22 protein-coding genes are annotated in these 24150 nt (G+C 55.5%); 10 read left to right on the plus strand and 12 right to left on the minus strand.

Annotation, left to right across the window (positions count from 1 at the left end; genetic code table 11):
• Positions 1-2352: a catalase gene (locus tag BM344_RS01535; RefSeq protein ID WP_208603363.1), complete on the minus strand. Its 2352-nt coding sequence runs from the start codon at positions 2350-2352 to the stop codon at positions 1-3.
• Positions 2353-2677: 325 nt separating this feature from the next.
• On the opposite strand from BM344_RS01535, the gene BM344_RS01540 reads away from it, so the two are divergent.
• The gene (locus BM344_RS01540; RefSeq protein WP_091985216.1) at positions 2678-3145 is read left to right on the plus strand and encodes an MgtC/SapB family protein; all 468 of its coding nucleotides are present in this window, start codon (positions 2678-2680) and stop codon (positions 3143-3145) included.
• A gap of 192 nt (positions 3146-3337) precedes the next feature.
• On the opposite strand, the gene BM344_RS01545 is transcribed toward BM344_RS01540, so the two are convergent.
• Together BM344_RS01545 and BM344_RS01550 are read right to left on the minus strand one after the other, a co-directional pair.
• Complete coding sequence (locus tag BM344_RS01545; RefSeq protein ID WP_091985218.1) at positions 3338-3676, minus strand: hypothetical protein; 339 nt, start codon at positions 3674-3676, stop codon at positions 3338-3340.
• Positions 3677-4114: 438 nt separating this feature from the next.
• Positions 4115-4318: a CsbD family protein gene (locus BM344_RS01550; protein WP_091985220.1), complete on the minus strand. Its 204-nt coding sequence runs from the start codon at positions 4316-4318 to the stop codon at positions 4115-4117.
• Positions 4319-4548: 230 nt separating this feature from the next.
• Between BM344_RS01550 and BM344_RS01555 the strand changes: the two genes are divergently transcribed.
• Both BM344_RS01555 and BM344_RS01560 read left to right on the plus strand, forming a co-directional pair.
• Complete coding sequence (locus tag BM344_RS01555) at positions 4549-5838, plus strand: cation:proton antiporter (protein WP_091985222.1); 1290 nt, start codon at positions 4549-4551, stop codon at positions 5836-5838.
• A 78-nt stretch (positions 5839-5916) separates the two neighbouring features.
• On the plus strand, positions 5917-6576 hold the full coding sequence (locus BM344_RS01560; protein WP_208603364.1) for a porin family protein: 660 nt from the start codon (positions 5917-5919) through the stop codon (positions 6574-6576).
• A gap of 6 nt (positions 6577-6582) precedes the next feature.
• Here BM344_RS01560 and BM344_RS01565 read toward each other — a convergent pair whose 3' ends face one another.
• Positions 6583-7341 (minus strand): matrixin family metalloprotease, encoded by a 759-nt coding sequence (locus BM344_RS01565; protein ID WP_091985225.1) that lies wholly within the window; start codon positions 7339-7341, stop codon positions 6583-6585.
• 631 nt (positions 7342-7972) lie between these two features.
• Between BM344_RS01565 and BM344_RS01570 the strand changes: the two genes are divergently transcribed.
• Complete coding sequence (locus BM344_RS01570; RefSeq protein ID WP_091985227.1) at positions 7973-9118, plus strand: histone deacetylase family protein; 1146 nt, start codon at positions 7973-7975, stop codon at positions 9116-9118.
• Positions 9119-9133: 15 nt separating this feature from the next.
• Here the strand turns inward: BM344_RS01570 and BM344_RS01575 are convergent, their stop codons facing one another.
• Positions 9134-11662 (minus strand): chemotaxis protein CheB, encoded by a 2529-nt coding sequence (locus BM344_RS01575; protein ID WP_091985228.1) that lies wholly within the window; start codon positions 11660-11662, stop codon positions 9134-9136.
• Positions 11662-12288: a PAS domain-containing protein gene (locus BM344_RS01580; protein ID WP_091985230.1), complete on the minus strand. Its 627-nt coding sequence runs from the start codon at positions 12286-12288 to the stop codon at positions 11662-11664. The genes BM344_RS01575 and BM344_RS01580 overlap by 1 nt, the downstream gene beginning before the upstream one ends.
• A gap of 362 nt (positions 12289-12650) precedes the next feature.
• Between BM344_RS01580 and BM344_RS01585 the strand changes: the two genes are divergently transcribed.
• The 4 genes from BM344_RS01585 to BM344_RS01600 all read left to right on the plus strand — a co-directional run bounded on the left by BM344_RS01585 (position 12651) and on the right by BM344_RS01600 (position 15555).
• Positions 12651-12929 carry a DUF4398 domain-containing protein gene (locus BM344_RS01585; protein ID WP_167363199.1) on the plus strand — a complete coding sequence of 93 codons (279 nt, stop codon included), beginning with the start codon at positions 12651-12653 and terminating at the stop codon, positions 12927-12929.
• Positions 12926-13786, plus strand: coding sequence for an OmpA family protein (locus tag BM344_RS01590; RefSeq protein WP_091985235.1), 861 nt, complete (start codon positions 12926-12928; stop codon positions 13784-13786). The genes BM344_RS01585 and BM344_RS01590 overlap by 4 nt, the downstream gene beginning before the upstream one ends.
• Before the next feature lie 70 nt (positions 13787-13856).
• Positions 13857-14537, plus strand: a complete 681-nt coding sequence (locus BM344_RS01595; protein ID WP_091985237.1) for a PEP-CTERM sorting domain-containing protein — start codon at positions 13857-13859, stop codon at positions 14535-14537.
• Between the two features lie 127 nt (positions 14538-14664).
• The gene (locus BM344_RS01600) at positions 14665-15555 is read left to right on the plus strand and encodes a diguanylate cyclase domain-containing protein (protein WP_167363200.1); all 891 of its coding nucleotides are present in this window, start codon (positions 14665-14667) and stop codon (positions 15553-15555) included.
• Here the strand turns inward: BM344_RS01600 and BM344_RS01605 are convergent.
• The 4 genes from BM344_RS01605 to BM344_RS01620 all read right to left on the minus strand — a co-directional run bounded on the left by BM344_RS01605 (position 15544) and on the right by BM344_RS01620 (position 20658).
• Positions 15544-16263, minus strand: coding sequence for a Crp/Fnr family transcriptional regulator (locus tag BM344_RS01605; RefSeq protein ID WP_091985241.1), 720 nt, complete (start codon positions 16261-16263; stop codon positions 15544-15546). The genes BM344_RS01600 and BM344_RS01605 overlap by 12 nt on opposite strands.
• Before the next feature lie 745 nt (positions 16264-17008).
• On the minus strand, positions 17009-17833 hold the full coding sequence (locus BM344_RS01610; protein ID WP_091985244.1) for a MipA/OmpV family protein: 825 nt from the start codon (positions 17831-17833) through the stop codon (positions 17009-17011).
• A 156-nt stretch (positions 17834-17989) separates the two neighbouring features.
• Positions 17990-19222, minus strand: coding sequence for an MFS transporter (locus BM344_RS01615; protein WP_228143523.1), 1233 nt, complete (start codon positions 19220-19222; stop codon positions 17990-17992).
• Between the two features lie 50 nt (positions 19223-19272).
• Positions 19273-20658 carry a TrkH family potassium uptake protein gene (locus BM344_RS01620; protein WP_407656787.1) on the minus strand — a complete coding sequence of 462 codons (1386 nt, stop codon included), beginning with the start codon at positions 20656-20658 and terminating at the stop codon, positions 19273-19275.
• Between the two features lie 240 nt (positions 20659-20898).
• On the opposite strand from BM344_RS01620, the gene BM344_RS01625 reads away from it, so the two are divergent.
• Together BM344_RS01625 and BM344_RS01630 are read left to right on the plus strand one after the other, a co-directional pair.
• Positions 20899-21552 carry a potassium channel family protein gene (locus BM344_RS01625; protein WP_091985250.1) on the plus strand — a complete coding sequence of 218 codons (654 nt, stop codon included), beginning with the start codon at positions 20899-20901 and terminating at the stop codon, positions 21550-21552.
• Positions 21549-22910, plus strand: coding sequence for a TrkH family potassium uptake protein (locus tag BM344_RS01630; RefSeq protein WP_091985253.1), 1362 nt, complete (start codon positions 21549-21551; stop codon positions 22908-22910). The genes BM344_RS01625 and BM344_RS01630 overlap by 4 nt, the downstream gene beginning before the upstream one ends.
• A gap of 35 nt (positions 22911-22945) precedes the next feature.
• On the opposite strand, the gene BM344_RS01635 is transcribed toward BM344_RS01630, so the two are convergent.
• Positions 22946-23569: an ATP-dependent zinc protease family protein gene (locus BM344_RS01635; protein WP_167363201.1), complete on the minus strand. Its 624-nt coding sequence runs from the start codon at positions 23567-23569 to the stop codon at positions 22946-22948.
• Positions 23566-24141, minus strand: coding sequence for an acyl carrier protein phosphodiesterase (locus BM344_RS01640; RefSeq protein ID WP_091985255.1), 576 nt, complete (start codon positions 24139-24141; stop codon positions 23566-23568). Before BM344_RS01640 ends, BM344_RS01635 begins: the two co-directional genes overlap by 4 nt.
• Positions 24142-24150: the final 9 nt, after the last annotated feature.

Raw genomic sequence — 24150 nt, forward strand, 5'->3', positions numbered from 1 at the left:
TTAACCAGCTTCGCGAGATGAATGGCGATGGGCGGCAACCGCATCGATGAACCTGGGGGCGATGGCATTGGCGTCAGCGCTCTGAGCCAGAAGAATACCCGGGTCCTTTTCGGCATCAGCCTCGATGCCCGCCATTTCCAACAGTCTGTGGCCGTCGCCAAGCGCAAGTATTGTTTTGCAATGCAGAAAGTGGTCTTTCACGAACTCCATGGTTTCGGGGTTATCCACCAATGCCTGGACCGCTGGATTGCCGTCGGGCAGTATCAGTGCATCAAACAGGAAGCCGGGGGCGTTCTCCATGGATTTGTCTGCTTCCACCATGGCCCCTGAATCGGTGGCGAAATTGCCAACCCTCGGGCCAATAAAGTGCACCACGGCGCCAGCATGGACCAGGGCACTGTGAAGACTCGCCAGTGAGGCATGGATCACGCCCTCTTCAACCAGCACGGCAATCTGCCGGGTTCGGACGCCGCAGAGCCCCGGCAGCGCGGTTAGCGAAAGCGCCCGGGATTCAGTGATCTCCGGAGCCTGAGGATTATCCATCGCTTTTGGCATGGCTTCGGGGACTTGCATACCCAGACCGGCGGCGACCCTTTCGGCCAGATCCCCCGACACGTTCACGAGTGAGGACAGCATGCGTTCACGGATGGCGGGCACAGCCACCTTACTGAGCTCGAATCGGAATCCGTCGACAATATGGGCCTGCTCAACCGCTGTCTGGCTGTTATAGAAAAGCGTAGCCTGAGCGTAGTGTTCGGCGAATTTTTCCGGCTTGCCGCGAACCTTGTCCTGGGCGTTGGAATCGGGGAAAGACACAAACCCTTCGGTTCCGGCCTGAAACGGGCATCCACCGGCCAGCGAATTGGGCTCATAAGCAACACGGCCACGGTGCACGGCCTGTCGGTGTAAACCATCACGCTGGTTGTTCTGCACGGCTGCCACTGGGGCATTGATGGGTATCTCGTGGAAATTGGGACCGCCGAGCCGCGTAATCTGGGTATCCGAATAGGAGTGAATACGACCGGCGAGTAGCGGGTCGTTGGAAAAATTGATACCCGGGATCACGTGGGCCGTGCAGAAGGCTACCTGCTCTGTTTCTGCGAAGAAATTGTCCGGGTTACGGTTGAGCACCATTCGCCCGACCGGCGTAAGCGGGATCAGTTCCTCCGGGATTAGTTTGGTGGAATCGAGTACATCGAAGCTGAAGCTGTCGGCCTGATCCTCGGTGAAGATCTGCAATCCCAGTTCCCACTCCGGAAACTCGCCGGATTCGATGGCTTCCCACAGGTCCCGCCGATGATAGTCCGGGTCCGCACCTGATATTTTTACGGCTTCATCCCAGACCAGTGAGTGGGTTCCCTGCAGTGGTTTCCAGTGGAATTTGCAGAATACCGATTGGCCCAGGTTATTGACGAGGCGAAACGTGTGAACACCAAAGCCCTGCATCATCCGGTAGCTGCGGGGAATGCCCCGGTCCGACATGACCCACATCAGCATGTGGGTGGATTCGGGCATCAGTGACACGAAATCCCAGAAGGTGTCATGGGCCGAAGCGGCCTGTGGCATGCCATGATGGGGCTCCGGTTTTACCGCATGGACCAGATCGGGAAACTTCATCGCATCCTGGATGAAGAACACCGGTATGTTGTTGCCCACCAGATCCCAGTTGCCTTCATCGGTATAGAATTTCACCGCAAAGCCGCGGGCGTCCCGCGCGGTGTCTTTCGAACCGCGTTCACCGGCAACGGTCGAGAAGCGCACGAAGACCGGCGTTGTCTTGCCTTTCTCGGAAAAGGGTGCGGCACAGGTGTACTTGTCCAGCGCGTCGTAGGCTTCGAAATACCCGTGCGCTGCGGAACCCCGGGCATGAACGACCCGCTCGGGAATGCGCTCATGGTCAAAATGGGTGATCTTCTCCCGCAGAATGAAATCTTCCAGCAACGATGGGCCGCGCAATCCCGCCTTAAGAGTGTTCTGGTTGTCGCCAACCGGAACGCCCTGATTGGTCGTCAGACGCTGGCCACTGGGGTCAACCTTAAACTGATCGAGAGGTGCGATGTTGGCGTTGATTCCAATCTGAGCTGGGCCACCGGTCTTAGCGGTGCCTGGCTGTTCCGTGATGGTACTGGCCGTTACCTTGTCAAAGCCCGGTTTTGAGGACTCTCCGATCGGTGGCGCCAAGGCGTTGTCATGACCGTGCTCAAGATTCTTGGTGCTGTTATGGGGTATTGTGGCGGCGAAGTCGTCGCTTGCGCCCGCCAACTTCGCGACGATGTCGTTGGTTCTTAGCACACCATCGTTAACCTGATCTTTTGCGCGGGACGAGCGTGCGGCTTTCTTTTCATTTGTCATGTTGCTTCTCCGAAAGGTGAGAGCTGATCATCAACTGATTCTCATGAAACCGATGGGGCCGTGTCTGTTCGCTAACCAACGCTTGTCATTCGTGTGGTAGCGCACCGACGAAGCGATCATCGCCGGGAGAACCTGAATCAAACACACGCCGTTTTGCCACGAATGGAGGTGACAGTATGGCGACCAGGAACCGTCGAAAGCCTGGCCCGCCGCTGAACATGGTGCTTGGATTGGCGAACGCAAGCGGAATGCTTGCCAGAGACCGTCACCAGCTGATTCAGGAAGCCGACTCAGTTGTTAAATAAGTCATCGGGAGTAGAAATACATGGAGCTGATACCTGATTTGGACTGGAACATCGTTGTCTTCCACATACGGGACCTGCTCTATGCCTACATTCTGGCGCTGCCAATTGGCTGGGATCGCGAAAGGCATGAACGCTCCGCGGGGCTGCGTACCTTTCCCCTGGTTGCGGTTGCCGCCTGTGCCTACATGTTGGTGGGACTTCAGGTTCTGGACTCTTCGGGTGCAGAAGCACGGGTTATGGAGGGCATCATCACGGGCATCGGATTCATTGGCGGCGGTGCCATTCTCAAGAATGTTGTAAAGGGTGAAAGCTACGTTTCCGGTACGGCAACCGCGGCGAGTCTGTGGCTAACCGGCGCAATTGGTATATCGGTAGCCACGGGCAGACTAGAAATTGCTTTAGTTCTCAGTGTGATTACTTTCTTCACGCTGAGGCTGGTGAAATCCGCGAAAATGTTGAAGGGTCCCGAGAGAAAAACACCTGACTGAAGCTCTACAAGCACAACCAAATTACCGACGGTTAAGCTGGGTGGTAAACCGTCAAATGAGGGCGCCGTGACGATGGCCGTCAACTCGCCACCGACATCCGTATATCCATTTGAGGGCTCAACTACGACGCTGACAGCATCAGCGCTGGCAATAGTCCGTGGTCGAAGGGATGGGACCTTTCAGATTGCTACACTACTTCGGGAAATGACGGCGTCGCGCAGCTTGAAGCATCGCCCTTCTACTCCCAAAAATCCGCATCTGATGGTTGAGAATTTCAAAGCAGAAATTGTAGTCGTCAAGACTGGCGTTCATCTTCTGAAACTTTCTGATTGCCAAATCATATGCTGTCGAAGGCAATGAAACATCTTTTGCGTGAGTTTCGCCTTTGGCTTCGTTGGAATTCAGGAAATAATGATACAGCGCCGCCTTCATGAAACAGTTTCTGGAGGTAACTGCCCTGAGTGTTAAAAAGCCTACAATTAGAGCAGTTACCACGATCCCCGCATAAAGCATAAAGCCTGCGTAGAACATGATCCCTCTCCCTGATAGCGCACAGTGCACCTTTGAGATGCTCCGTGCGGACCTGTTATCAGGGGCCAAGCGAGTCCCGGTTTTAACCGTTGACTTGTGCCCCTCTCAATCCGCCTCGGCTCAGCGAAAACCCAGGAAGGAGAGAATTGCCAGAACGATAACGACTGCACCAACGATATAAACGATATTGTTCATAAGTGATGACCTTTTCTAGAACCCGTAATGTTAGTTGCGCCGCGTTCCCTGCGACGAATGATGCAACGTCCTGTTCAGGCTAATCCATTGCCACATCGGGGTTAGATTGAGGTATCCGCGTTGTCGGGTCTGTACGCTGGCACACAGAGGGGAAGAAAAATGCCGATACGTATGTTTGTTCATTGAAATGCTGCCTGCGAAAAAAGCCTGCAGGCAGCTAAGTTAACCTAGGGTCCGGGTCTATCAGCGTTTGGAGAGTTGTTCGAAGTCTTTGATTTGCTTGTCCGCTTCGTCTCTGGTGACGCCATAAGCTTGCTGAATCTCGCCGGCTAGCTGTTCGCGTCGGCCAGCAATCTCGTCGAGGCGGTCATCGGTCAGCTTGCCCCACTGCTCCTTCATTTTGCCCTTCAGTTCTTTCCAGTTGCCTTCGATGGTGTCCTTGTTCATATCAGCTCCTTTGGCCCTCTGGCCAGACAATGAGTTCATTTAACGGCGGCCCATTTTTAGACAGAGCCTGTGCCACCGTTGTTTCATCGTGCGTTGAAACCGGGTCACGGTCTGTGCGTTAACAAACACAGATGTGTTCAAGTGGGATAGCGTACAGAGGCCGGTCTGCTTCTCTGGCAAATTGGTCGTAGGAATAACCTTTTGAACCCTTATGAGCTTGAGGTAGTCATTTGACCAACGCCGTCTGGTTTGTCGCGATCGGAACTCTGCTGATTCTTATGGGGACGCGCCCGCCGGTGCTTCAGCGCCTGAATCTGACACCGTCCATGGTCTATCTCAGTGTGGGCGTGCTTCTCGGCCCCTCGGTTATCGGTGTATTTCATTTTAACCCGCTGAAACAGGCGCATTTGTTGGAAGTGTTTGCGGAGCTTGCGGTGTTATTGTCGTTGTTTATTGCCGGTACGAAGATGCCAGTGCCGTTCAGTTGGAGTGCATGGCGCGTACCTTTGCGTCTGGCATTTATCTCCATGACCATCAGTGTCGTGCTGACGGCAGCCTTTGGTTACTACCTCCTTGGACTTCCTTTGGGGGCGGCGATTTTGTTAGGCGGCATACTGGCGCCCACCGACCCTGTACTGGCAACCCATGTCCAGGTCCGCCACATGGGGGATACGGATCCCTTGCGGTTTACTCTGACGAGTGAAGCGGGAATGAATGATGGCAGCGCCTTTCCTTTCGTAATGTTGGGGCTGTTGTTACTCGGTTCCCCGGTTAGTGACGAACTGCTCGAAGGATGGGTTCTTAAGGACGTCTTGTGGTCAACGGCGGCGGCCATTGTGGTCGGGCTCGTGACGGGTCGGTTGGTGGCCCAGCTTGTGCGATGGCAGCGATCCCTCGAAAGGACGGTCCCGTTACTGGACGATTTTCTTGGTCTTGGACTAATTGGCCTGACCTATGGCGTATGCCTGCTGATCGATGCCTGGGGGTTTCTGGGTGTTTTTGTGACCGCCATTTCCCTGCGGCAATCCGAAATAAGCCTGGCCCGGGATGAGAAATCTAACCAGCGCCGGGGTGCGTCATCAGCCTCTTCCCATCAGTCGCGCGAAATCAAACCTCATGGTCCCAGCGAGGTATCGGAAGGTTCGTTGAGGTTCAAGGAGCCCCTTGAGCGTTTGTCCGAGCTGGTATTGGTGGTCTTGCTGGGTGGCATGTTATTTACCGACTCCTGGAGCCTCCGGGCTGTAAGCCTGGGGTTATTCCTTTTTCTGGTGGTTCGGCCGGTCAGCGTATTCCTGGGTTTGCTTGGCTCTGGCGCATCTTGGCGACTGCAGATGCTGGTGGGCTGGTTCGGGGTGCGGGGAATCGGTTCTCTCTACTATCTGATGTTCGCCGTTGTTTTCGGCCTGCCGGAAGAAATGGCTGTCGAGCTTATCCACATTACGCTGGTAGTCGTCGTGCTTTCTATCGTCGTCCACGGGTTGACTGTGAAACCGATGATGACCCGATGGTGGGGGCCATGAACCTCTTTCACACGCTGTGTGTGCTCTCGAACAGACAGCACAATGGTCCAACCCTGATTCTGGGGAGGTGGGCCAGCAATGAACCGACGTAACATTACTCACGATGATTCGCTGTACCACGACCCGCGTCAGACATCTATTGACGCATTATGGAAATGCCATCTGAACAATGTGAGCAAGGAGCTTGTCATGATCAGAATCAAGACTGCGGCGATTACTTTCTGCCTTCTAGGTGCCATGCCCCTGGCGGTATCCGCGCAATCCAATGAATTTGGCCCGCGCGAGGGCGACCGTGAATTCTCCCTGTCCGGAACAGGCAGCAACGACCGGGATTTTAACAGCGGAAGCTTCGGTGTGACCGGTGATCTGGGCTGGTATCTGCAGGACAACGTAGTGGCCGGTGTCCGCCAGAGTGTCAATTATGCCGATATTGAAGGCGAGGGCGTCACTGATGATTTCTGGAACGGTTCAACTCGGGGCTACCTCGACTATCAGTTCCTTGATGATCGGGCCCGCCCCTTTGTCGGCGCGAGTCTCGGCGGCATTTATGGTGATGGTGTCAAGGATAGCGCCTTTGCCGGCCTTGAAGCCGGGTTAAAATACTACGTGCAGACCAAGACCTATTTCCTGGCGCGCGCCGAGTACCAGTTCCTGTTCAGCGACACCGACGATGCCACGGACGCGTTCCAGGATGACGGCATCTGGGCCTATACAGTGGGTCTGGGTTATAACTTCTGAACAAGGTTACAGTGCTGATTCGGTAAGATCGGGGTCGGTGCCGGTGACTAGTTGACGGTCGCTGGCCCGAATTCCATAGAGATGTCGAATGCCGCGCAGATCGCCTGGCTGCAGCTCGGGGAAGTTCTCGGTGTAGCGAAAACCCATGACCTGTCCGGAGGGACCGGGGTGGTCCAGGCCGATGGCGTGGCCGATTTCATGAATCAGCGTATAGCGAATATCGTAGGTCTCCATGTCGCCATCAAAGCCGATTTTCCATTTCTGTTCCGGGTTCAGGCAGACCAGCGACTGGTCGATGGCGCGCACACCGTCTTTCTCCCTGGGTGCGAAGGTGACGTTGGCGAATGCTCGCCGATGCGGCTCGCCCTGGGCGCCAAGGATTATGTCAGCGTCTCGGGCATTGGCAACCCGGTGGAACGAAAGGTCAGCTGCACGCTCCCAAACCCGGAACGCGGCGGCGGTTTCCTTTACCAACATCTCAAAGCTCAGATTTTGGCTGGATAGCGCCCTCATAGGCGCCAGAACGCCACAATTGCGGGCGTTATCAAACTCGAGGGTTTCATCCGCGAAGGCGTAGCTGATCTTTGCACCCGTGCCTAATTGCTGCTCGCCCCATTTAACCAGATAGCCTTCAAGCTCAAGCAGCCGGTAGCCATCCTGTTGTTCTGAGGCAAGCAAGGGCAGTGACAGGAGCGCACAGACGGCGACTGTCAGGAGATGACTGCGCCGCGAGAAGCGGTCGCTCAGTATCGAAAGACGGTTCATGACAAGAGATTAAGGGCAACGGCGGGAAATGTCGGTGGTTATTTGGTAAGCGAATGTTTAGAAGAGCTGATTGTTCAGCTCTGCAGGCATGGCTATGTCGATCAGGTTGATTACTCCACTCTGAAGTTTGTAGGAGGGCTGGGCCTCCGGTCTTCCAGGTTCTGATGACTCGGGGCGGCGTTCCTATCCGGCACCGGGGCAACTTCCTTTTCGGAGGACCATTGGGCAAGAACACCCACTGAGCTCAACGCTATTGCCAGTATTGCCCCTCCATAAACAAACATTGATTGACCTTGTTTCATCGGAATTTCCTTGAGCCTCATCGGGGCAAGTTCCGCACCAGCGTCATTGCCGAGGGCGTTCTGAACGGCGGCCTTACGCCGAATTCAGGATGAGGTTCCAATCTACCTTCGCAGTAGCAAGTGGTCTGTTCGCTAAACCACCAAGGCGAGCGGTTTGGCGGCAGGTAAGACTGTTGAGAATTCCTGCAACGAAAGGTTGGAATGATTCAACTGCTATGTGCATTGGCGTACCGAAGATTTAGCTCATATCGAATAGGCTCCCACAAACAAAGCGTTTGCGAAAATTCCGGTTCGTAACGGAAAGCGTCCATGAGGGAGGCTCTAGAGCTATGAAAGCAATGGCAGCAACAGTATTGGTCTACTATGACACGCGGATGCTCGGCCACAATCCACACGGTTGGGATCCCAGCCACCCCGCCTGGACAGAGGCGGTTAAGGCAATGATTAACCTGCAATATCCCGGCAGCAACCTCGAAACCTACAGTCATCCGGAGCGCCCGGAACGGCTGACGGCGATCGTTGACCGGCTGATGCTGGAACCCATTGAAGGGGTGCGCTGGATGCTGCCGACGGCGGTCACCACGTCTCAACTTGAGCGTGTTCATGACAAGACCTATGTCAGTCATATCGAGTCGTTGAGGGGTGACTCCTGCTGGCTGTCCAAAGACACCACAGCGGTATCGCCAGGCAGTGTGGAGGCGGCTTGCCTCGCTGCTGGCGCGGGAATCAGTGCAGTCGAGGCCATCACGGCGGGCGAGGCCCGTCGGGCATTCTGTGTGCTGCGGCCGCCAGGCCATCATGCCCATTCCGACCATGCCTCGGGCTTTTGTCTATATAACAACCTCGCCGTAACCGCTGCCCACGCGCGTGAAAGCCTTGGCTATCAGAGAGTGATGATCTGGGACTGGGATATGCACCACGGTAACGGCACGCAGGAAATCTTCTATTCCGATCCTTCCGTGCTGGTAATTGATAGCCACTGTGCGGCGCCCTTCTATCCGGGCAGCGGTTTGGAGAGTGAAAGGGGGGAAGGGGCGGGAATTGGCTCTCAAATCAACGTTCCGATGCCTCTGGGTATCGACAATGCGGCACTGTTACGGGTGTTCGATGAGGTGGTAGAACCTGCGGCGAGGAAATTTCAGCCTGATATTCTGCTTGTGTCCTCAGGCTTTGATTGCCATTACCTCGACATGACCTGCACCATGAATGAATCGGGGTTTGCGATGCTTACTCAACGTATGATTGACTTGGCAGATGAGCTATGCGACGGCCGCCTGGTGCTTTTGCTTGAGGGTGGCTACAACGCCCAGGCCCTGGCAGATAGTGCTCATGCAGTTGTGAGGGTGCTTGCGGGTAATCGGCCAGTTGACTTTCAGGGCACCCATAAAAAAGGGCAAGGCCTGTCGAGCAATGCCAAAGTGCGCTCTGAGAATGCGAACATGAATCAGGTGGCGTCAATCTCGAAAAGCGGTTGATTGGGGCAGAGAAATCTACTTCGATTGAGGCGACAGCGCAGCGTCTTCTCGCAAGCTCGATTCCAGCGCTTTCGCCTCTGTTATATCGACCATGGTCATAACCACGCCGTCGATCACATTGTCCAGCCGACGATAGGGCATAATGCGGATGGAGAACCAACGGTCTTCGTTTGTTTTTATCTGCTTTTCGCAGACCATCAAGGTATCGAGCGTTTGTCGAGCATCATCCTCCAGCTCGGGATACTCCAGTTTTGTAGTCAGTTCGCTGAGCGGTCGCCCCACATCGCTCTCTCGCAGGCTGATGATGTTGGCGGCGCGGGCGGTGTAGCGGCGGACGTTCAGATTCTGGTCCATAAACAGAATGGCAATTTCGGTGCTGTTCAGCACGTTCTGCATGTCGCTCTGGGCCAGTGCCAGATCGTCCAGTTTGGTTTGCAGTTCAGTGTTGATGGTTTGCAGCTCTTCGTTCATTGACTGCATTTCTTCTTTGGAGGATGTCAGTTCCTCATTCGCAGACTGAAGCTCTTCGTTGGTGGATTGCAGCTCTTCATTGGAGGCCTGGAGCTCTTCTCTGGAAAGCCGAGCCTCTTCGCTTAACTGTTCAATGGCCGCCTGATAACGCAAGATCTCATCGGACTGATCGGTGGCCGTCGCGCCGTCGCGCTTCGAGCGTTTACGCCGCTTAGTGACAGGGTGGTTCCGGAACACCACCATAGTCATACCTTGTAGGGCCTTTGGTTCGTTGAGTGACTGCACGGTTACGTCCACGTGTTGCACACCGGCATCAGTTTCTATGGCCAGGTCGTTCAGCTCAACCGGGTCTCGCTGAGTGGCGGCCTGTTTCAATGCCGTGTACAGCGGCGTGCGCAAACCTTCCCGTGCCATGGCATGGATATTCCAGTTGGTTTTTCCGGCGGCCGGTTCCAGGTAATTTCCCGTTCGCCCGCTGATATACACGATATCCGCATCCTGGTTAAGCACCACGGCAGCCGGTGAATACCGCTGCAACAGAAGGTGATCTGCGGCGTTCTGAAGATTGTCGCTCTCCCCATTGGGATAGATAGGCGCGGACACGGGTTGCTCCTTGGACAGATTGGAAAGGGGTGGAAAGGATTTCAGCAGAAAACTGGACCCGCTAATGGAGTCGTGGGGCAATCTTTCATAGAGCCTTAGCCCTCGCTCAAGTGGCTTGAACAGGTGGTTCAGCCTGCCCACGGTTTCTGAACTGCCCAACATCAGTAAGCCATGGTTACGCAGGCTGTAATGGAATAACGGCAGCAAACGACGCTGCAGCATAGGGTCAAAATAGATCAGCAGGTTACGGCAGGCCAGCAGGTCGAGCTTCGTGAACGGCGGGTCCAGAATGACATCGTGTTGGGCGAACAAGACCTTGTCTCGAATGGTCTGGTTTATCTGGTAATGATGGTTGTCTTTTGTGAAGAATCGGGCCAGGCGCTGTTTGGATACCTGGTCCTCAATCATCGAGGGATACCGACCCGCCCGGGCCACGGTGATGGCTTCCAAACTCAGGTCCGAGGCAAAAATCTGAAAGTTAGTCGGCTTTTCAGGGTGGAGTCGTTCCAGAGTCTCGGTGAATGTCATGGCCAGAGAATAGGCCTCCTCACCGGTTGAACAGCCCACCACCCACGCCCTCAGCTTCTCGCCGGGTTCAAGTTGCCCGATCAGTGGTTCAAGTGCGTAATCGCACAGGTAATCCCAGACATTGGCATCTCGGAAAAAAGCGGTCACACCAATTAGCATTTCCCTGAAAAGCAACTGCACTTCCTGGTCGTTGTTCTCAAGGTATCGAGCATAGTCTGGCAGAGTCGCAACGCCATGGATCGCCATGCGACGCTCGATTCGGCGCAGGAGAGTGCTGGGTTTGTACAGGGAAAAGTCGTGCTTGGTGTGTCGCTGCAATATGGCGATGATGGCTTTGATCGGCTCCATCTGTTTTGCCGGTGATTCATCCTGGTCAGGCTCGGTAACAGATTTGTCGTAGGCCAGTATGCGGTTGGGCAACTCGCTGGCCGGAGCAACAATATCCGCACAACCGGTGGCAATGGCGTTTCGAGGCATAGCATCGAACTCGGCCGAGCTGGGCTCCTGAACAACGGTCAGGCCGCCCACGGCGCGAATGGCTTGCAGCCCGAGAGTGCCATCCGAGCCCATTCCTGAAAGCACCACGGCAATGGCTCCCTCATTGCGAGCGCTGGCCAAAGATGAAAACAACACGTCTATGGGCAGGCGCATGCCCCTGGGTTCGCGGGGCTGATCCAGCTTCAGCCGATCATTCTCAACGGTCAGTTCCGCGTTGGAGGGGATGACATAGACACAATTGGGTAGAATTTCATTGCCGTGCTGGGCTTCTTGTACGGGCATTGCAGTCACCCGCTGCAACAACTCCGGCAGCAGGGCCTTCTGGGTCGGGTCCAGATGTTGAACCACGATAAAGGCCAGGCCGGTATCCGTTGGCGTATGGCGCAGAAACTCTTCGAGTGCCGCCAGACCACCGGCAGAGGCTCCGATTCCGACAATGCGCATCAGGCGCGGACAGGATGCGAGTGCGGAGCCGGGTAGTGGGACATCACTATCATAATCAGTTCTCCGCTCGAAATGAGGCTCGCGTTGATCGACAGCTCAAAGCTATCGTTGCCGGCAAGCCAGGCCTTGCAAGTTGCTATGGCCCCGGGCGTCTCAAGCCTATCTAACAGATTGGCCACATCGCCACGGCCCGGCGGCGCCAGGTATTGGGTCAGCGTCTGTTCCTCCGAGTGCTCCGGCGTACACCCCAGCAGAGCCACCGCGGCAGCGTTGCTTTCAATCACGCGCCCTTCGCGGGATACCACCAGGCACGCCACGGGCGCGAATCTATACAGCGCCTGATAATGGGCCAGTTCTTCAGTAAGCTCGGCTTCACTGGTCTGAAGTTGTTCAAGCAGCAGATCAAGCTCAACCTGGTGGGTTTGCAGCTCGTGCAGCAGCTTTAGTGCATCGGCAGCAAAGTCGGGGTCACTGGCCCGGCGGTATAAAAGCGCCAATGCGTCAACGCCCAGGGCGCCACCCTCGATGTTAGTCACCTTGTCGGCGCCGCCACGAATAACGTTTTCAGCGTGCAAGCGGAGTTGGGCACGGTTTTCCGCCCATGAGAGTCCTTTATTGGTTGTCATTATCGCTTCCTTGTATCGCGGCTATCCGCTGTTACCACTCCGATACTACTCCTGGGAGTCCGCCATAGACAGCTGCCATGCCAAGTTTGTTCAACATCGTGGCCTGTGTGCGTTAGCGAACCGAATCCCTGACCGGTAATTGTTAACTTGGATTAAATAAGGAGAGTCCGCGAACCGTTCCGGTTTGTGAGTGCCTGAATCTTGATGGGTTCTGGCAGCTCCGGATTAATAGGGGCCAGGTTATGAAACTTTCTCTTGCAGGCAATGTAAACCACCGAAATTCTCTATTTTTCACTCTTGCTCTGACGACATTACTGATTGCGTGCGCCTCGGCGCCCTTACCACCGACCGAGTCGATGAACGTGGCCAGAGACACCATTGCCAGAGCTGAACAGGCAGATGCGCGGCAATACGCCGGCGCAGAGCTGGAAGAAGCCCGCGCACAGTTGGTTATGGCAGAAAAGGCTGTGGCTGAAGAGTCCATGACAAAGGCGGACCAGTTGGCCAAACAGGCCAGCGTGGCTGCCAGGCTGGCGATGGCAAGAACAGAAGCCGCCAAAGCGGCGGAAATCAATCGTGAAATGGGGCGCGGCGCCGATGCTCTGGATGTGGAAATGGGGCGCCAGGGAGAGCACAAATGAAAACTGTATCGCTATTGAAAAAACCGTTCGTTGGCAAAACCAGTGCCATTGTTCTGCTTTCCTCGTTGCTGCTGAGCGCCTGCGCCATGGCGCCTGAAACATCGACTGAGGCGCTGGATGCGCGACAGAAGCTGACAGAGCTGCAGCGCAACCCGGCGATGGCCAGTAACGCCCGCATTGAATTGCGTGATGCGGAAGCTGCCGTACAACTGGCCGAACAGCCTCTCGACAGCGACGAAGCCATGCTGGCAGACCACCGGATCTATATGGCCGACCGTATGGTGGAAATCGCCAGAGCCACGGGCACTACCCGCCAGATGGAAGCGGACCGGAAACGCCTGGGAGAGGAACGTGATGCTGCCAGGCTGGCAGCCCGTACCCTTGAGGCAGATGCAGCGCGTGCCGACGCGGATACTGCCCGCAGCTCTGAGTTGGAAGCTGCAGCCGTGTCTGCAAAAGCCGCCCAAGAGATGCAAAGGCAGATCGACGAGCTTGAGGCAGAAGCAACAGAACGTGGCCTGGTGCTGACGCTGGGCGACGTACTGTTTGCCACTGGCAGCGCAGATCTGCAGGGCGGGTCTAATCGCAACCTGGAAAAGCTGGTGGACTTTCTCAAAACCTATCCGGACCGGAACGTACTGATCGAAGGCCACACCGACAACGTCGGCAGCGCACAATTCAACCAGACCCTGTCGCTGAAGAGAGCTGATTCGGTTCGCCGTTACTTAACGGATCATGGCGTACAAAGCCGCAGGCTTACGGTGTCCGGTCTTGGGCTTGAACGCCCTGTGGCCGGTAACGAGTCTGCCATGGGGCGCCAGCAAAACCGGCGCGTTGAAGTGATTATTGAAAACTAGGCGGCTGGATTCGGTTGAAGGTTTTTAGGCTGTTTTATTGGCCTCGGCAATCCATGGGAAGGATTTTACTATGAATACATTAATTCGAATCGTAGTCATCGCGGCTGCAGTTGGTGCCTCTGGCATTACCCACGCGGCCTTCATCGACACTGTAGCCAACCCGGGTGGAGCGTTAGTGCCCGTTTCTGGCGACAATAGTTACGCTGTTCGCGACAGAGGCGCGTTCGTGGCAGATCAATTTTACGGTCTGACGGATAAAGTCCAGTCATCTCACTCTGTGATTTCAACGTCTAGCGTTCCGTTTAACCTCACTTTCACTTATCTGGGGAAAGAAGCTGGCTATACAGGCTCGTTTCTATTTAATAATTCAGAAGTGTTCAACACAGGCTCATCAGCGCCTGGTCAGGCGTTCAGCGTTCTCTACACGGCGGGCATTGGCAAAATCGACTTTGGCTTTTCGTCTGTGAAGTCTGGCGGTGCCTCTGCCGGCTCAGTATCAAACCTCGGCGAAAACAATCAGGCTCCGTTTTATAACTACACAATTTTCCAGGGCCGACTCGACCATATGATTCTGAGCCTGGACGATAATAATCGAGTCGATGATGATCATGACGACATGCTCGTTATGATGAAAGCTTCCAGTATACCGGTTCCTGAGCCGGGCACACTGGCGCTATTCGGGATTGGATTGGTAGGCCTGATCTGCGCTCGCAAGAATCCATTGGCGCGACAACCGACTGTTGAAGGTTAGAGGGGCGATTATGTTGAACTCCTTTAGAGCTGTGCATCTCTCACCCGCGCGGACGAGGTATGGCCCACGGAAGCGTTTGAATCTCAGATCCATAAAGGATAGGACGAATGTCAAGGATGAGACTGCGATGGCTCACGCCATGCTGGACTTCGTTGGCGATGCTGTGCTGGCAACGGATACCTGTGCGAATATTACCTACATGAACACGGCGGCGGAGACCCTGACTGGTTTCAGCCGGAAGGAAGCGCAGGGCCGACCGATGGAAGAGGTCTTCCGGGTAATTGACGTAACCTCTCGCGTGAAGAGAGCCAACCTGGCGCAACATGTCATGGAATTCGGCGCTCCTGTTGAGCTGCATAACAGTGCCGTTTTGAGAGCGAGGCACGGTCGTGAGCTGGCCATTGAAGATGCCGCCTCACCCTTGCGCAACGCGAAAGGTGAAATCATCGGCGCGATGGTCAAATTCCACGACGCCCGCTTTTCGGCAGAAACAACCGCCAGAATGGCGTATAGGGCGCAGCACGATTCACTGACGGGCCTGCTCAATCGCTATGCGTTTGAAGAGCGTTTCACACAGGCCGCTGCATTGGCCCAACGGCATGAAAAGAAAATGGTGATGTTGTTCATTGATCTCAATAACTTCAAGGAAGTGAACGACACCCTCGGCCACGCCGTTGGCGACGAAATATTACAGGCGCTGGGCTCGAGGCTGTTGGGCTGCGTGCGCGCGACGGATCACGTATGTCGTCACGGCGGTGACGAATTTGTGGTGCTGCTCAGCGACCTTGCAGAACATGAACAGGCGTTTGCGGTGGTCGATAAAGTACGGGAATCCGCCGCTGAGCTTTTGCGACAGCAAGGTCACTGGGAGACGCTGACGGTTAGCGTGGGTATCAGCCTGTTTCCAAACGACGGCGAAACTCTGGAGGCATTACTGCCCCACGCCGACGCGGCCATGTATCGGGTCAAGACGGAAACCAAGAGAGTATCTGGGGGATCCCAGGCCTTAAATCTCTGAACCCCTGGATTCAAGACGGCGATTCTCCCGTCTGACTACGGCGTAGCATTCGCAGCTCAGGGACTCTAGTTGCGGGCGGTCAATCACGGTGATTCGGCCGCGCCGATATTCGATCACCCCCAGTTTCTGCAGCTTGCCTGCCGCTTCGGTGACGCCCTCACGGCGGACACCCAGCATATTGGCAATCAGTTCCTGGGTCATATTGAGTTCCTTGTTGCCCAGCCGGTCCAGTGACAACAACAACCAGCGACACAGCTGCTGGTCGATGGAGTGGTGGCGGTTACAGACTGCCGTTTGCGACATCTGGGTGATCAAGGCCTGTGTAAAGCGCAGGGTGATAATGCGGATCTCGGAGTAGTTGTTGAACTCTTTTTTCAGTTCAGCGGCGGGCAACCGGTAGGCATGGCCGCGGCTCTGCACAATAAACCGGTTGGGCGTGCTTTCCCCGCCCATAACAACGGCGACTCCGGCCATGCCCTCGTTGCCGACCACGGAAATTTCGGCGGAAGAACCGTTCACCATCACGTAGAGCAGTGAAATGATGCAGTCTAAAGGGAAATAGACGTATTCAATGGACTGGCCAGATTCGTAAATCACGTCCCCGAGGGGCAGCTCGACCAGTTTCAGTTTCGGAAAAATACGCTTGCGGGCGTCATCAGACAGGGCGGCAAGAAGCTTGTTACTCAGTGGGCCGGGTGTGTCAGTCATTTGAATCCTTTCCAGAGAACGATGGTGAGAACACTATCTGTCTGGCGACTGCATTAAATACCGGACGCTATAATTCGTGACCATCTTTAAAATCAGACGTAACGATTTTCTTATCGAAATTATCAGTCAGACCTATAGCAATGTTCCTGAATCAAAAACACATTGATCGTGAAGCAAAACCACGAAAATAAATGTGTCTTAACAGAAGAGACTTCCTGTCTAAAATGAGTGTACTCCTCGCATACTGGGACCACCAACATGAATTTTGCTTCAAATTATCTAAATACTTGAGATCGTGACTTATTCCATTAGCATGTTTTCATCACAAGGATAGTCGAATGTTCTTGGGCATCTGAAAATTCGATTCCGCGTGAAACTCGACCTTCCCAGCAAAATAGAATCCACAGTGTAGGAAAGCTTAAATCAAGTTAATACAAGGGGGTACCGGGCTGGACAACAAGTTTAGTACTTTGTGTGGAGCTTTAGCATTTTGTGAGGTGTTTGTTTAGTACTTTGTGTGGTCGTCCAAACGGCCGGATCGGGGCGCCCGAAAGTTATGCATAAATGCGCATAATGTATATTATGTTAAATATAGTATAGCCACGAGTCGCTCACACAAGCTCAAGTCCTTTCGTCGACATCCGGCGTCTTCCCTGACACGGCACAAATTCCACATTCGTTGCGTTGGTTCAAGGTGAAGACCACTCTGCAAAAGCGTCTTCACCTGCTTCTCTGCCAACCGGCATCAAAACACATAAATGAAACCGACGCCGACCTCGGCCTCGTAATCGTTTCGGGAGATCGGGCTGTCTGAAACATCACTTCCGTAGAGTTCATACAGAGCTTCACCGAAGAGCTGCCAGTTCTCGCTCAGGTAATGCCGGTAGTTAACATTGAAACCGGTGGATCGGTAGCCGCTGTCTACGTCCGTTTCTGGAAGACCTGAATTGTTCGACTGAGTCGCGCTCACACCGAAATCCCGATTGGCCAGCTTACTGTCATGGAAAGTGACGACGGCGCCGAGTTCCCAGCCCGTTCCATCCGGTTGACAAGCCAGGCACATTCCTGCGCCAAAAATGCCGAGTGTGCCAATTTCGCCTGTGGATACGCGCCCATCCAGGAAGTAACGCCAATCCTGTGTAAGCGCGTAACGAGCTTGCAACAGTACAGCCACTCCGGAACTGGATTCCCCTAACCCATCAAGCCTGCCATCTTCTGAATCGCCCTCTTCGCGACCTTCTTCGTAACCCACAGAGGCCTGAAACAGCCAGGAGTCGCTCGCCAGAGCCCGCCAACCAATGGCTTCTCCCGCCCAGAACAAAACATGGTCGCCGGTTCGCCACTGAACGCCCCCGGCCGGGTCGACCTCAACCTCGAACTCGTCCGAGCCCTCATAAGCCGTCTCGTATTCAACGCCCAGGCCAAGCCCGAAGCCCCAGCCGTCTCCATTGGTAAAATCCTCGATTGAAGGGAGCGGAACCAGAGCCGTTATTGGCTCTGCGGCATACAAGGGGCCATAACATGTAAGAGCACCCATAAATGTTGCAACTTGAACGAAGGTTTTTCTCATGATGTGTTCTCCTGCCCTGCGATACCTGCTTATACGATCAGGTGATTGCGGCAGTTTATTAGCTTGATATCTACGGACGACCACAGGTCGTTTTTTTCGGTGATTATCCAAAAGGGTAGTAAGGAACCTGTGTCAGGCTTCTGCGCTCCGCTTCTATCACGCAGCAACAGGCACCCTGGGGCGCTCCGACCACGGATATTCCTTGATCGGCAAATGAATCACCGCCGAGAGCGCACCTACGCCTACGCCAACCCACCACACCAGCGTGTAGTTGTTGTAGAGATCGTACAGCGCCCCGCCGAGCCACACGCCCATAAAGCCACCGAGTTGGTGTGAAAAGAACACCAGCCCATAGAGCGTGCCCATATACCGGAGGCCATAGATGTGGGCGACCAGACCGGATGTCAGCGGTACGGTAGCAAGCCAGAGGGAACCCATGGCTACTGAAAACAGGACAACGGTTTCAGGCGTAATGGGTGTGAGAATGAACGCTGCCGAGACAAGTGTCCGCAACAGATAGACGCTGGCAAGCAGATATTTGCGGGAATAGCGGTTGCCCAGCCAGCCGGCCAGCAGGGTTCCGCCAATGTTGAAAAGCCCAATCAGCGCGATGGATATGGCGCCAAGGCCTGTGGCGGAGGTTACGCCCAGTACGTAGAGCAGGCTGTCCGGCGTAATTGGCCCGCACATTTCGGTGATAAAGGCGGGGAAATGGGCCGTTATGAATGCCAGCTGGTACCCGCAGGAGAAGAAACCGATAAAGATGAACAGGAATGTGGGGTCCTTGAGTGCCCTCTTGACCACAACACCCATAGGTTCATCGGTGTCGGCGACTGGCTGTCGCTGTGGCGCACGCATCAGTAACAGGGCAAACATCGAGAGGGCAACGAAACCCGCGAAAGCCACAAACACCGATTGCCAGGGCATCTGGCTCAACAACGCGTTGGCAACGGGTGGCCCTACGATCTGCCCTGCAGATCCTGCGGCTGTGGCGATGCCAAGGGCCATGGAACGATGCCGTTCTGGAGTCGCCCGCCCTACTACCGCCAGAATCACGCCAAAACCGGTGCCGGCAATGCCAAAACCCACCAGCATTTCCAGAAGCTGGTGCTGGCCCGGGGTGATGGCGTAGGCCGAAAGCACCAGGCCTACTGCATAGAACGCACCGCCACCCAGAATGGCCTTGCGGTCGCCGAACCGTTCAGCCAGGGCGCCGAAGATGGGCTGTCCGATGCCCCAGAACAGGTTCTGGATAGCGATTGCCAGGGAAAACGACTCCCTGGGCCAGGCAAACTCCTGGGCAATCGGCAACTGAAACAGGCCAAAAGACGCGCGCACCGCAAAACTCACCAGAATGATGACGCAGCCGGCCACCAGTACCGGGTTCATCAAGCGATCGTAGGTTATGGGCGTTGGTTGCGGCATTCAGCTAGATCGGGTCAATCACGCCAGAACTGCGGCGAGAACATGACGAATACACTCAGAAGTTCCAGCCTTCCGAGCAGCATGGCCATCATTAATACCCACTTCGCGCCCTCGGGCAAGGGCTCGAAGTTTCCCGCCGGGCCGATGGTGTCACCTAGCCCCGGACCCACGTTGGCCAACGCCGTCGCGGCCCCGGTCAGGCTGGTTACCAGGTCCAGGCCCAGGGCGGCCAGGATGGCTGCTACCACCGCCAGTGTTGCCAGAAAGATGAAGGAGAAAGCGACGCTTGAGGCCACGATTTCGTCACTGATAATGCGACCGTTGTAGTGCCGGGCGATGACAGCATTGGGGTGGAGCAGCCTCAGCACCTGTTCTCGCAGAAGCAGCATGGATAACTGGAAACGGAAGATCTTCATGCCGCCGCTGGTGGAACCTGAGCACCCGCCGACGAAGGTCAGGAAGAAGAACAGCACGACCACAAAGGGGCCCCAGAGCGAGTAATCCTGGGAGGCATAACCTGTCGTGGTCACCACCGAGGTTACGTTGAACAGCGCATGAACAAACGCGTCCAGCGGAAATGCGCCCTCCTTCACCACACGGTAGATGGTAATCAGGGTGGCGATGCCCAACAGGAATTTCAGAAAGAAGTGTATCTGCTGATCGCGCAAAAGCGGCTGAGCCTGGCCATTCAATAATCGTACAAACAGAAAAAACGGAATCCCGCCAAGGGCCATAAACACACTCGAGGCAAGCAGGATGGAAAGCTGGTCGAACTGCCCCATCGAGCTGTCGGAGGTTGAATAGCCGCCTGTCGAAACCGTTGTAAGTGCGTGGTTAACGGCATTGAACAGATCCATGCCAAGCACCCAGTAGGTGAGTATGCAGCCGAACGTAAGCGCCAGGTAACTGAAAACCAATCCCCGAGCCAGGCGATTGGTTCTGGGAACCGCCTTTTCCGTCCACTCGGACGACTCGGTGGCGAACAGGCGCATACCACCGATGCGCAGGAACGGCAGGATGGCCACCGCCATGCCGATGATGCCGATGCCGCCCAGCCACTGCATGATGGAACGCCAGAGCAGTATGTCACCTGGCAGGTGATCCAGGCCCGCCAGAACTGTTGAGCCTGTGGTTGTCACCCCGGAGATACTCTCGAAGAAGGCATCGGTAATGCTCAGTTTCAAATCGCTGAGCAGCAATGGCAGGCTGGAAAACAAGGGGATCACTACCCAGGCGGACACGGTAAGAATGAACATCTGCCGTTGTTTCAGGGCGTGCCGTTTGCGGCCGGCACTGAGAAAGCAGGCCAATCCAACCAGAAAACAGATACTCGCGGACGTGACAAAGGCCTTCCAGTCCGGCGTGTCTCCGAGCATCAGCAGATTCACCGGTAGGGTCATGAAAAAACTGAGAAGGATCAGCAGAAAACCAAGGATCTGAACAACTGGCAAAATGCTAATAAAAGCTATCATTGGAAGTGTCGGGACCATTCCGGTGTCAGGTGGCTGACGCGTAGCAACGAAACCGCGAGGCCGTATTATGCACGTGCCGCCGGGTAAGCATAGAGGAAATCTGGTGTATTGTGAGATGATTTCGTCCAACCGTCGCCAACATCCACTCAAAATCCCGGAAACGTCGCCATGATCGAAAAGCAGCAGTTCATTGTTATTGGCCTCGGAATTTTCGGGGCAACCATTGCCCGCGAGCTGACCCGACTTGGCCACGAGGTGCTCGGGATTGATTCCGATGAACAGCGCGTTGATCGCCTGGCCGACGAGATTACCCATGCCGTGATTGCGGACGTAACCGACGAAAACTCCCTGACGGAGTTGAACGCCGGCACTTATGATGCCGCCGTGGTTGCCATTGGCCGGAACGTTGAGGCAACTATGCTGGCAACGCTTCAACTGCGGGAACTTGGTGTAAAAAAGGTCTGGGCCAAGGCTCTGACCAACCAGCATCACCGGATTCTGGAGCGGCTTGGGGCCAACCGGGTGATTGCGCCCGAATACGAAATGGGCGTGCGGATTTCCCAAGAGCTCAACTATCCCATGGTGCACGACTACCTGGGGCTCGACGACAATTACTTCATAGTGGACTTCCACACCACGGAAGACCTGGTTGACAAAACCATCGGCGAAATCATTAACGGCGAGCCGGTGGAGGCGCTGGTGGTGAAGCGGATGAAAGAAGCCCACCCCCACCCCGACCATACCTGGAAAATCCGTAAGGGCGATCGGCTGATTCTTGGCGGACAACTGGAGGACCTCAGGGACCTGGTCGATCGGCTATGAAAGTTCATTTCCTGGACCTGGTCTCGTACCGGAAACACGGTGAACCCGCCAAGGGCATCAACCCTCCCCGGCTTCTGCTGGAAGCCTTTCTGGTACTCATTGCCCTGGGCGCCTGCCTGCTCAAACTGCCCTTCGCCACCGTGGAGCCGGTTACCTGGATGGAGGCGGCCTTTACGGCAACCTCTGCGGTCACGGTCACCGGCCTTGTGGTGGTCGATACCGGCAGCCAGTACACCCTGTTAGGACAGTTGGTGATCCTGGCCCTGATTCAGCTGGGCGGGCTTGGCTTGATGACGTTTGCCGTACTGACTGCCCTGGCCCTGGGGTTCAAGCTGGGATTGCAGCACCAGCTGGTGGCACAGGAAGCCTTCAATGAAATTTCACTGCAAACAGCACGACGGGCCAGTGGCTCCATCGCCCTGTTTGCACTCGCGGCCGAGGCCGTCGGCATACTGTTGCTTGCGTTGTTCTTCGTGCCCGAACTGGGCTTGTGGGATGGCGTTTATCACGCCGTGTTTTATGCGATCTCAGCATTCAATAATGCTGGATTTGCCCTTTCGGCCGACAGCCTTTCGGATTACGTGAGCCACCCCGGCATCACGCTGTCTGTAACAGGCCTATTCATTATCGGTGGGCTCGGCTACATCGTTATCATGGAACTGATGGACAAGCGTCGATGGTCGCGTTTATCGGTGTACGTGAAAGTTATCCTGCTCGCCACCCTCTTTCTCAATCTCGTTGCCACCGGCGCGGTTCTGCTTTTTGAATTCGGCAACCCGGCCACACTCGGTGCACTGGACGGCTTCTGGGACAAGCTGCTGGCTGCCTGGTTTCAGGGCGTCACCCCTCGCACTGCAGGCTTCAATACCCTCGATATCGGTGCTTTGACCACGGCAACCAGCGTGATGATGCTGCTGTTGATGTTCATCGGTGGCGCGCCAAACTCCACGTCCAGTGGGATCAAGATATCCACCTTCGTGATCATGCTGGCAGCCACCCGCTCGTTCCTGCGGGGCAACCTGAACGTCACCTTCTTCCGGCGATCCCTGAGCAGCGAAACCGTACTCAAGGCACTGGCCACAGCCACTATCGGCATGGCCGTGGTGTTCGTAGGGGTGCTGTCGCTCAGTGCCCTGGTGGAGGACAATTTTCTCGATATCGCCTTTGAAGTCGTTTCTGCCTTTGGCACCGTGGGCCTTTCCAGAGGAACCACGGGCGAGCTTGGTACGGCGGGTCAGTTGGTGATCATGGCGGTGATGCTCATTGGTCGCCTGGGGCCGCTTACTCTGGGCTATACGCTCACGGTTCGCAGAAAATCCCGGGTCCGCTACGCACAAACGGAGTTCCCTGTTGGGTGATTCCGAGTGAGGTTTCCCGCGGGAGTTTCTTGGCGTCAATCAGGGTCCACTGCCTCAACGACATTGGCCGCGTGTCGTTTGGCGAGTTCTTCGAGAGTCATATACTCGCATTCCCGCTCTGCCAGGAAGCCGTCTGCCGAATCAATGAGGATGTTGTCGTCGCTCATGAACCGCCGTCCCAGCAATGCCGGGTAGGAGAACTTGGAACGGTCGGTCAGTGAGAACTGGGTGGTGTGGGTCGTGCCGGCGATGCAGAAGTCCATGACCACCACATAGCGTTTCTGGGACGGCGCCCCTTTTCGCTTGATCAGTACGGTGCGTTCCACCGGGCGTTCAAACTCCAGGATGACGTCTTCATGATCCAGCTCGCCCTCTGTGGGCTGATCTTCATGGTCGCCCAGCGGGATCTGAAAGTTTACCCACTCTTCGCCGTCTTTCTCGAAGGCTTCAATGTTCACTGCGTGCAGGGAGGAGGTTTTGGCCCCGGTATCCAGCCTGGCTTTGAGCCTCAGGCTGGTATCCTGAATTACCATCCACTCGACGTAACCGAGGGTCTCGGGCACCCGCTGTGCGGATTCCGTCTCCGGATTGGCTGCGTGGGCCAGTGGCGACAAACCAGAGAGTGCCGCAACCATAGCGCCAATTTTAATAAACCTCATTCAATACCTCCTGCAAACTCCTGTAAATCAGGAAAAAATGAAAGGAAATTTTGTTCAAGCTGTGAGTGGTTTTCCCGGATTTCAGCAATTATCCCGTGAAAGCGGTTCCTGAACCGGATCCGCGCTGCCACACGATCCAGAGCCTCACCGATGTTGTCGAGATCTTCGTAGGCACCAAACCAGTCATACCAGACCATACGGCGAGTCACCCGGGCCATGGATTCGGGCATCAGGTGTTCACTCCGTTGAAGCTCTGTGTACGTTTGGCGGATGAAGGCGTCTTTGTCGGTATGGGTGAAACGGTACCAGTGCATCAGCAGGAAATGGTCGTACAGGATATCCAGTGCCACACCGGCAAAGCGTCTGCGTTGGGCGGAGAACAGCTGTTTGCTGGCCAGTACACTGGGGTGCTGGTCGGTGTAGCTGTCAACGGCCAGGTGATGCCGAACGCCCTGCCTTACCCCAGCCGGCAGCGCTGAGAGATCAACGCCCCGGCTGAAATCGCCGAGAATACTGCCCACCCGGGCCTCGGGTGAGTCTGGCGCGAGAAATACATGGGCCAGATGGTTCAAGCAGTCTCC

Origin of the sequence: Marinobacter gudaonensis (assembly GCF_900115175.1) — a bacterium.
Taxonomy (GTDB): domain Bacteria; phylum Pseudomonadota; class Gammaproteobacteria; order Pseudomonadales; family Oleiphilaceae; genus Marinobacter; species Marinobacter gudaonensis.

Coding starts and splice junctions, on each gene's coding strand:
- BM344_RS01535 (WP_208603363.1), bottom strand. CDS start 2,352: ATGACAAATGAAAAGAAAGCCGCACGCTCGTCCCGCGCAAAAGATCAG.
- BM344_RS01540 (WP_091985216.1), top strand. CDS start 2,678: ATGGAGCTGATACCTGATTTGGACTGGAACATCGTTGTCTTCCACATA.
- BM344_RS01545 (WP_091985218.1), bottom strand. CDS start 3,676: ATGTTCTACGCAGGCTTTATGCTTTATGCGGGGATCGTGGTAACTGCT.
- BM344_RS01550 (WP_091985220.1), bottom strand. CDS start 4,318: ATGAACAAGGACACCATCGAAGGCAACTGGAAAGAACTGAAGGGCAAA.
- BM344_RS01560 (WP_208603364.1), top strand. CDS start 5,917: ATGAACCGACGTAACATTACTCACGATGATTCGCTGTACCACGACCCG.
- BM344_RS01565 (WP_091985225.1), bottom strand. CDS start 7,341: ATGAACCGTCTTTCGATACTGAGCGACCGCTTCTCGCGGCGCAGTCAT.
- BM344_RS01570 (WP_091985227.1), top strand. CDS start 7,973: ATGAAAGCAATGGCAGCAACAGTATTGGTCTACTATGACACGCGGATG.
- BM344_RS01575 (WP_091985228.1), bottom strand. CDS start 11,662: ATGCGCATTGTCGGAATCGGAGCCTCTGCCGGTGGTCTGGCGGCACTC.
- BM344_RS01580 (WP_091985230.1), bottom strand. CDS start 12,288: ATGACAACCAATAAAGGACTCTCATGGGCGGAAAACCGTGCCCAACTC.
- BM344_RS01590 (WP_091985235.1), top strand. CDS start 12,926: ATGAAAACTGTATCGCTATTGAAAAAACCGTTCGTTGGCAAAACCAGT.
- BM344_RS01595 (WP_091985237.1), top strand. CDS start 13,857: ATGAATACATTAATTCGAATCGTAGTCATCGCGGCTGCAGTTGGTGCC.
- BM344_RS01600 (WP_167363200.1), top strand. CDS start 14,665: ATGGCTCACGCCATGCTGGACTTCGTTGGCGATGCTGTGCTGGCAACG.
- BM344_RS01605 (WP_091985241.1), bottom strand. CDS start 16,263: ATGACTGACACACCCGGCCCACTGAGTAACAAGCTTCTTGCCGCCCTG.
- BM344_RS01610 (WP_091985244.1), bottom strand. CDS start 17,833: ATGAGAAAAACCTTCGTTCAAGTTGCAACATTTATGGGTGCTCTTACA.
- BM344_RS01615 (WP_228143523.1), bottom strand. CDS start 19,222: ATGAACCCGGTACTGGTGGCCGGCTGCGTCATCATTCTGGTGAGTTTT.
- BM344_RS01620 (WP_407656787.1), bottom strand. CDS start 20,658: ATGACCCTACCGGTGAATCTGCTGATGCTCGGAGACACGCCGGACTGG.
- BM344_RS01625 (WP_091985250.1), top strand. CDS start 20,899: ATGATCGAAAAGCAGCAGTTCATTGTTATTGGCCTCGGAATTTTCGGG.
- BM344_RS01630 (WP_091985253.1), top strand. CDS start 21,549: ATGAAAGTTCATTTCCTGGACCTGGTCTCGTACCGGAAACACGGTGAA.
- BM344_RS01635 (WP_167363201.1), bottom strand. CDS start 23,569: ATGAGGTTTATTAAAATTGGCGCTATGGTTGCGGCACTCTCTGGTTTG.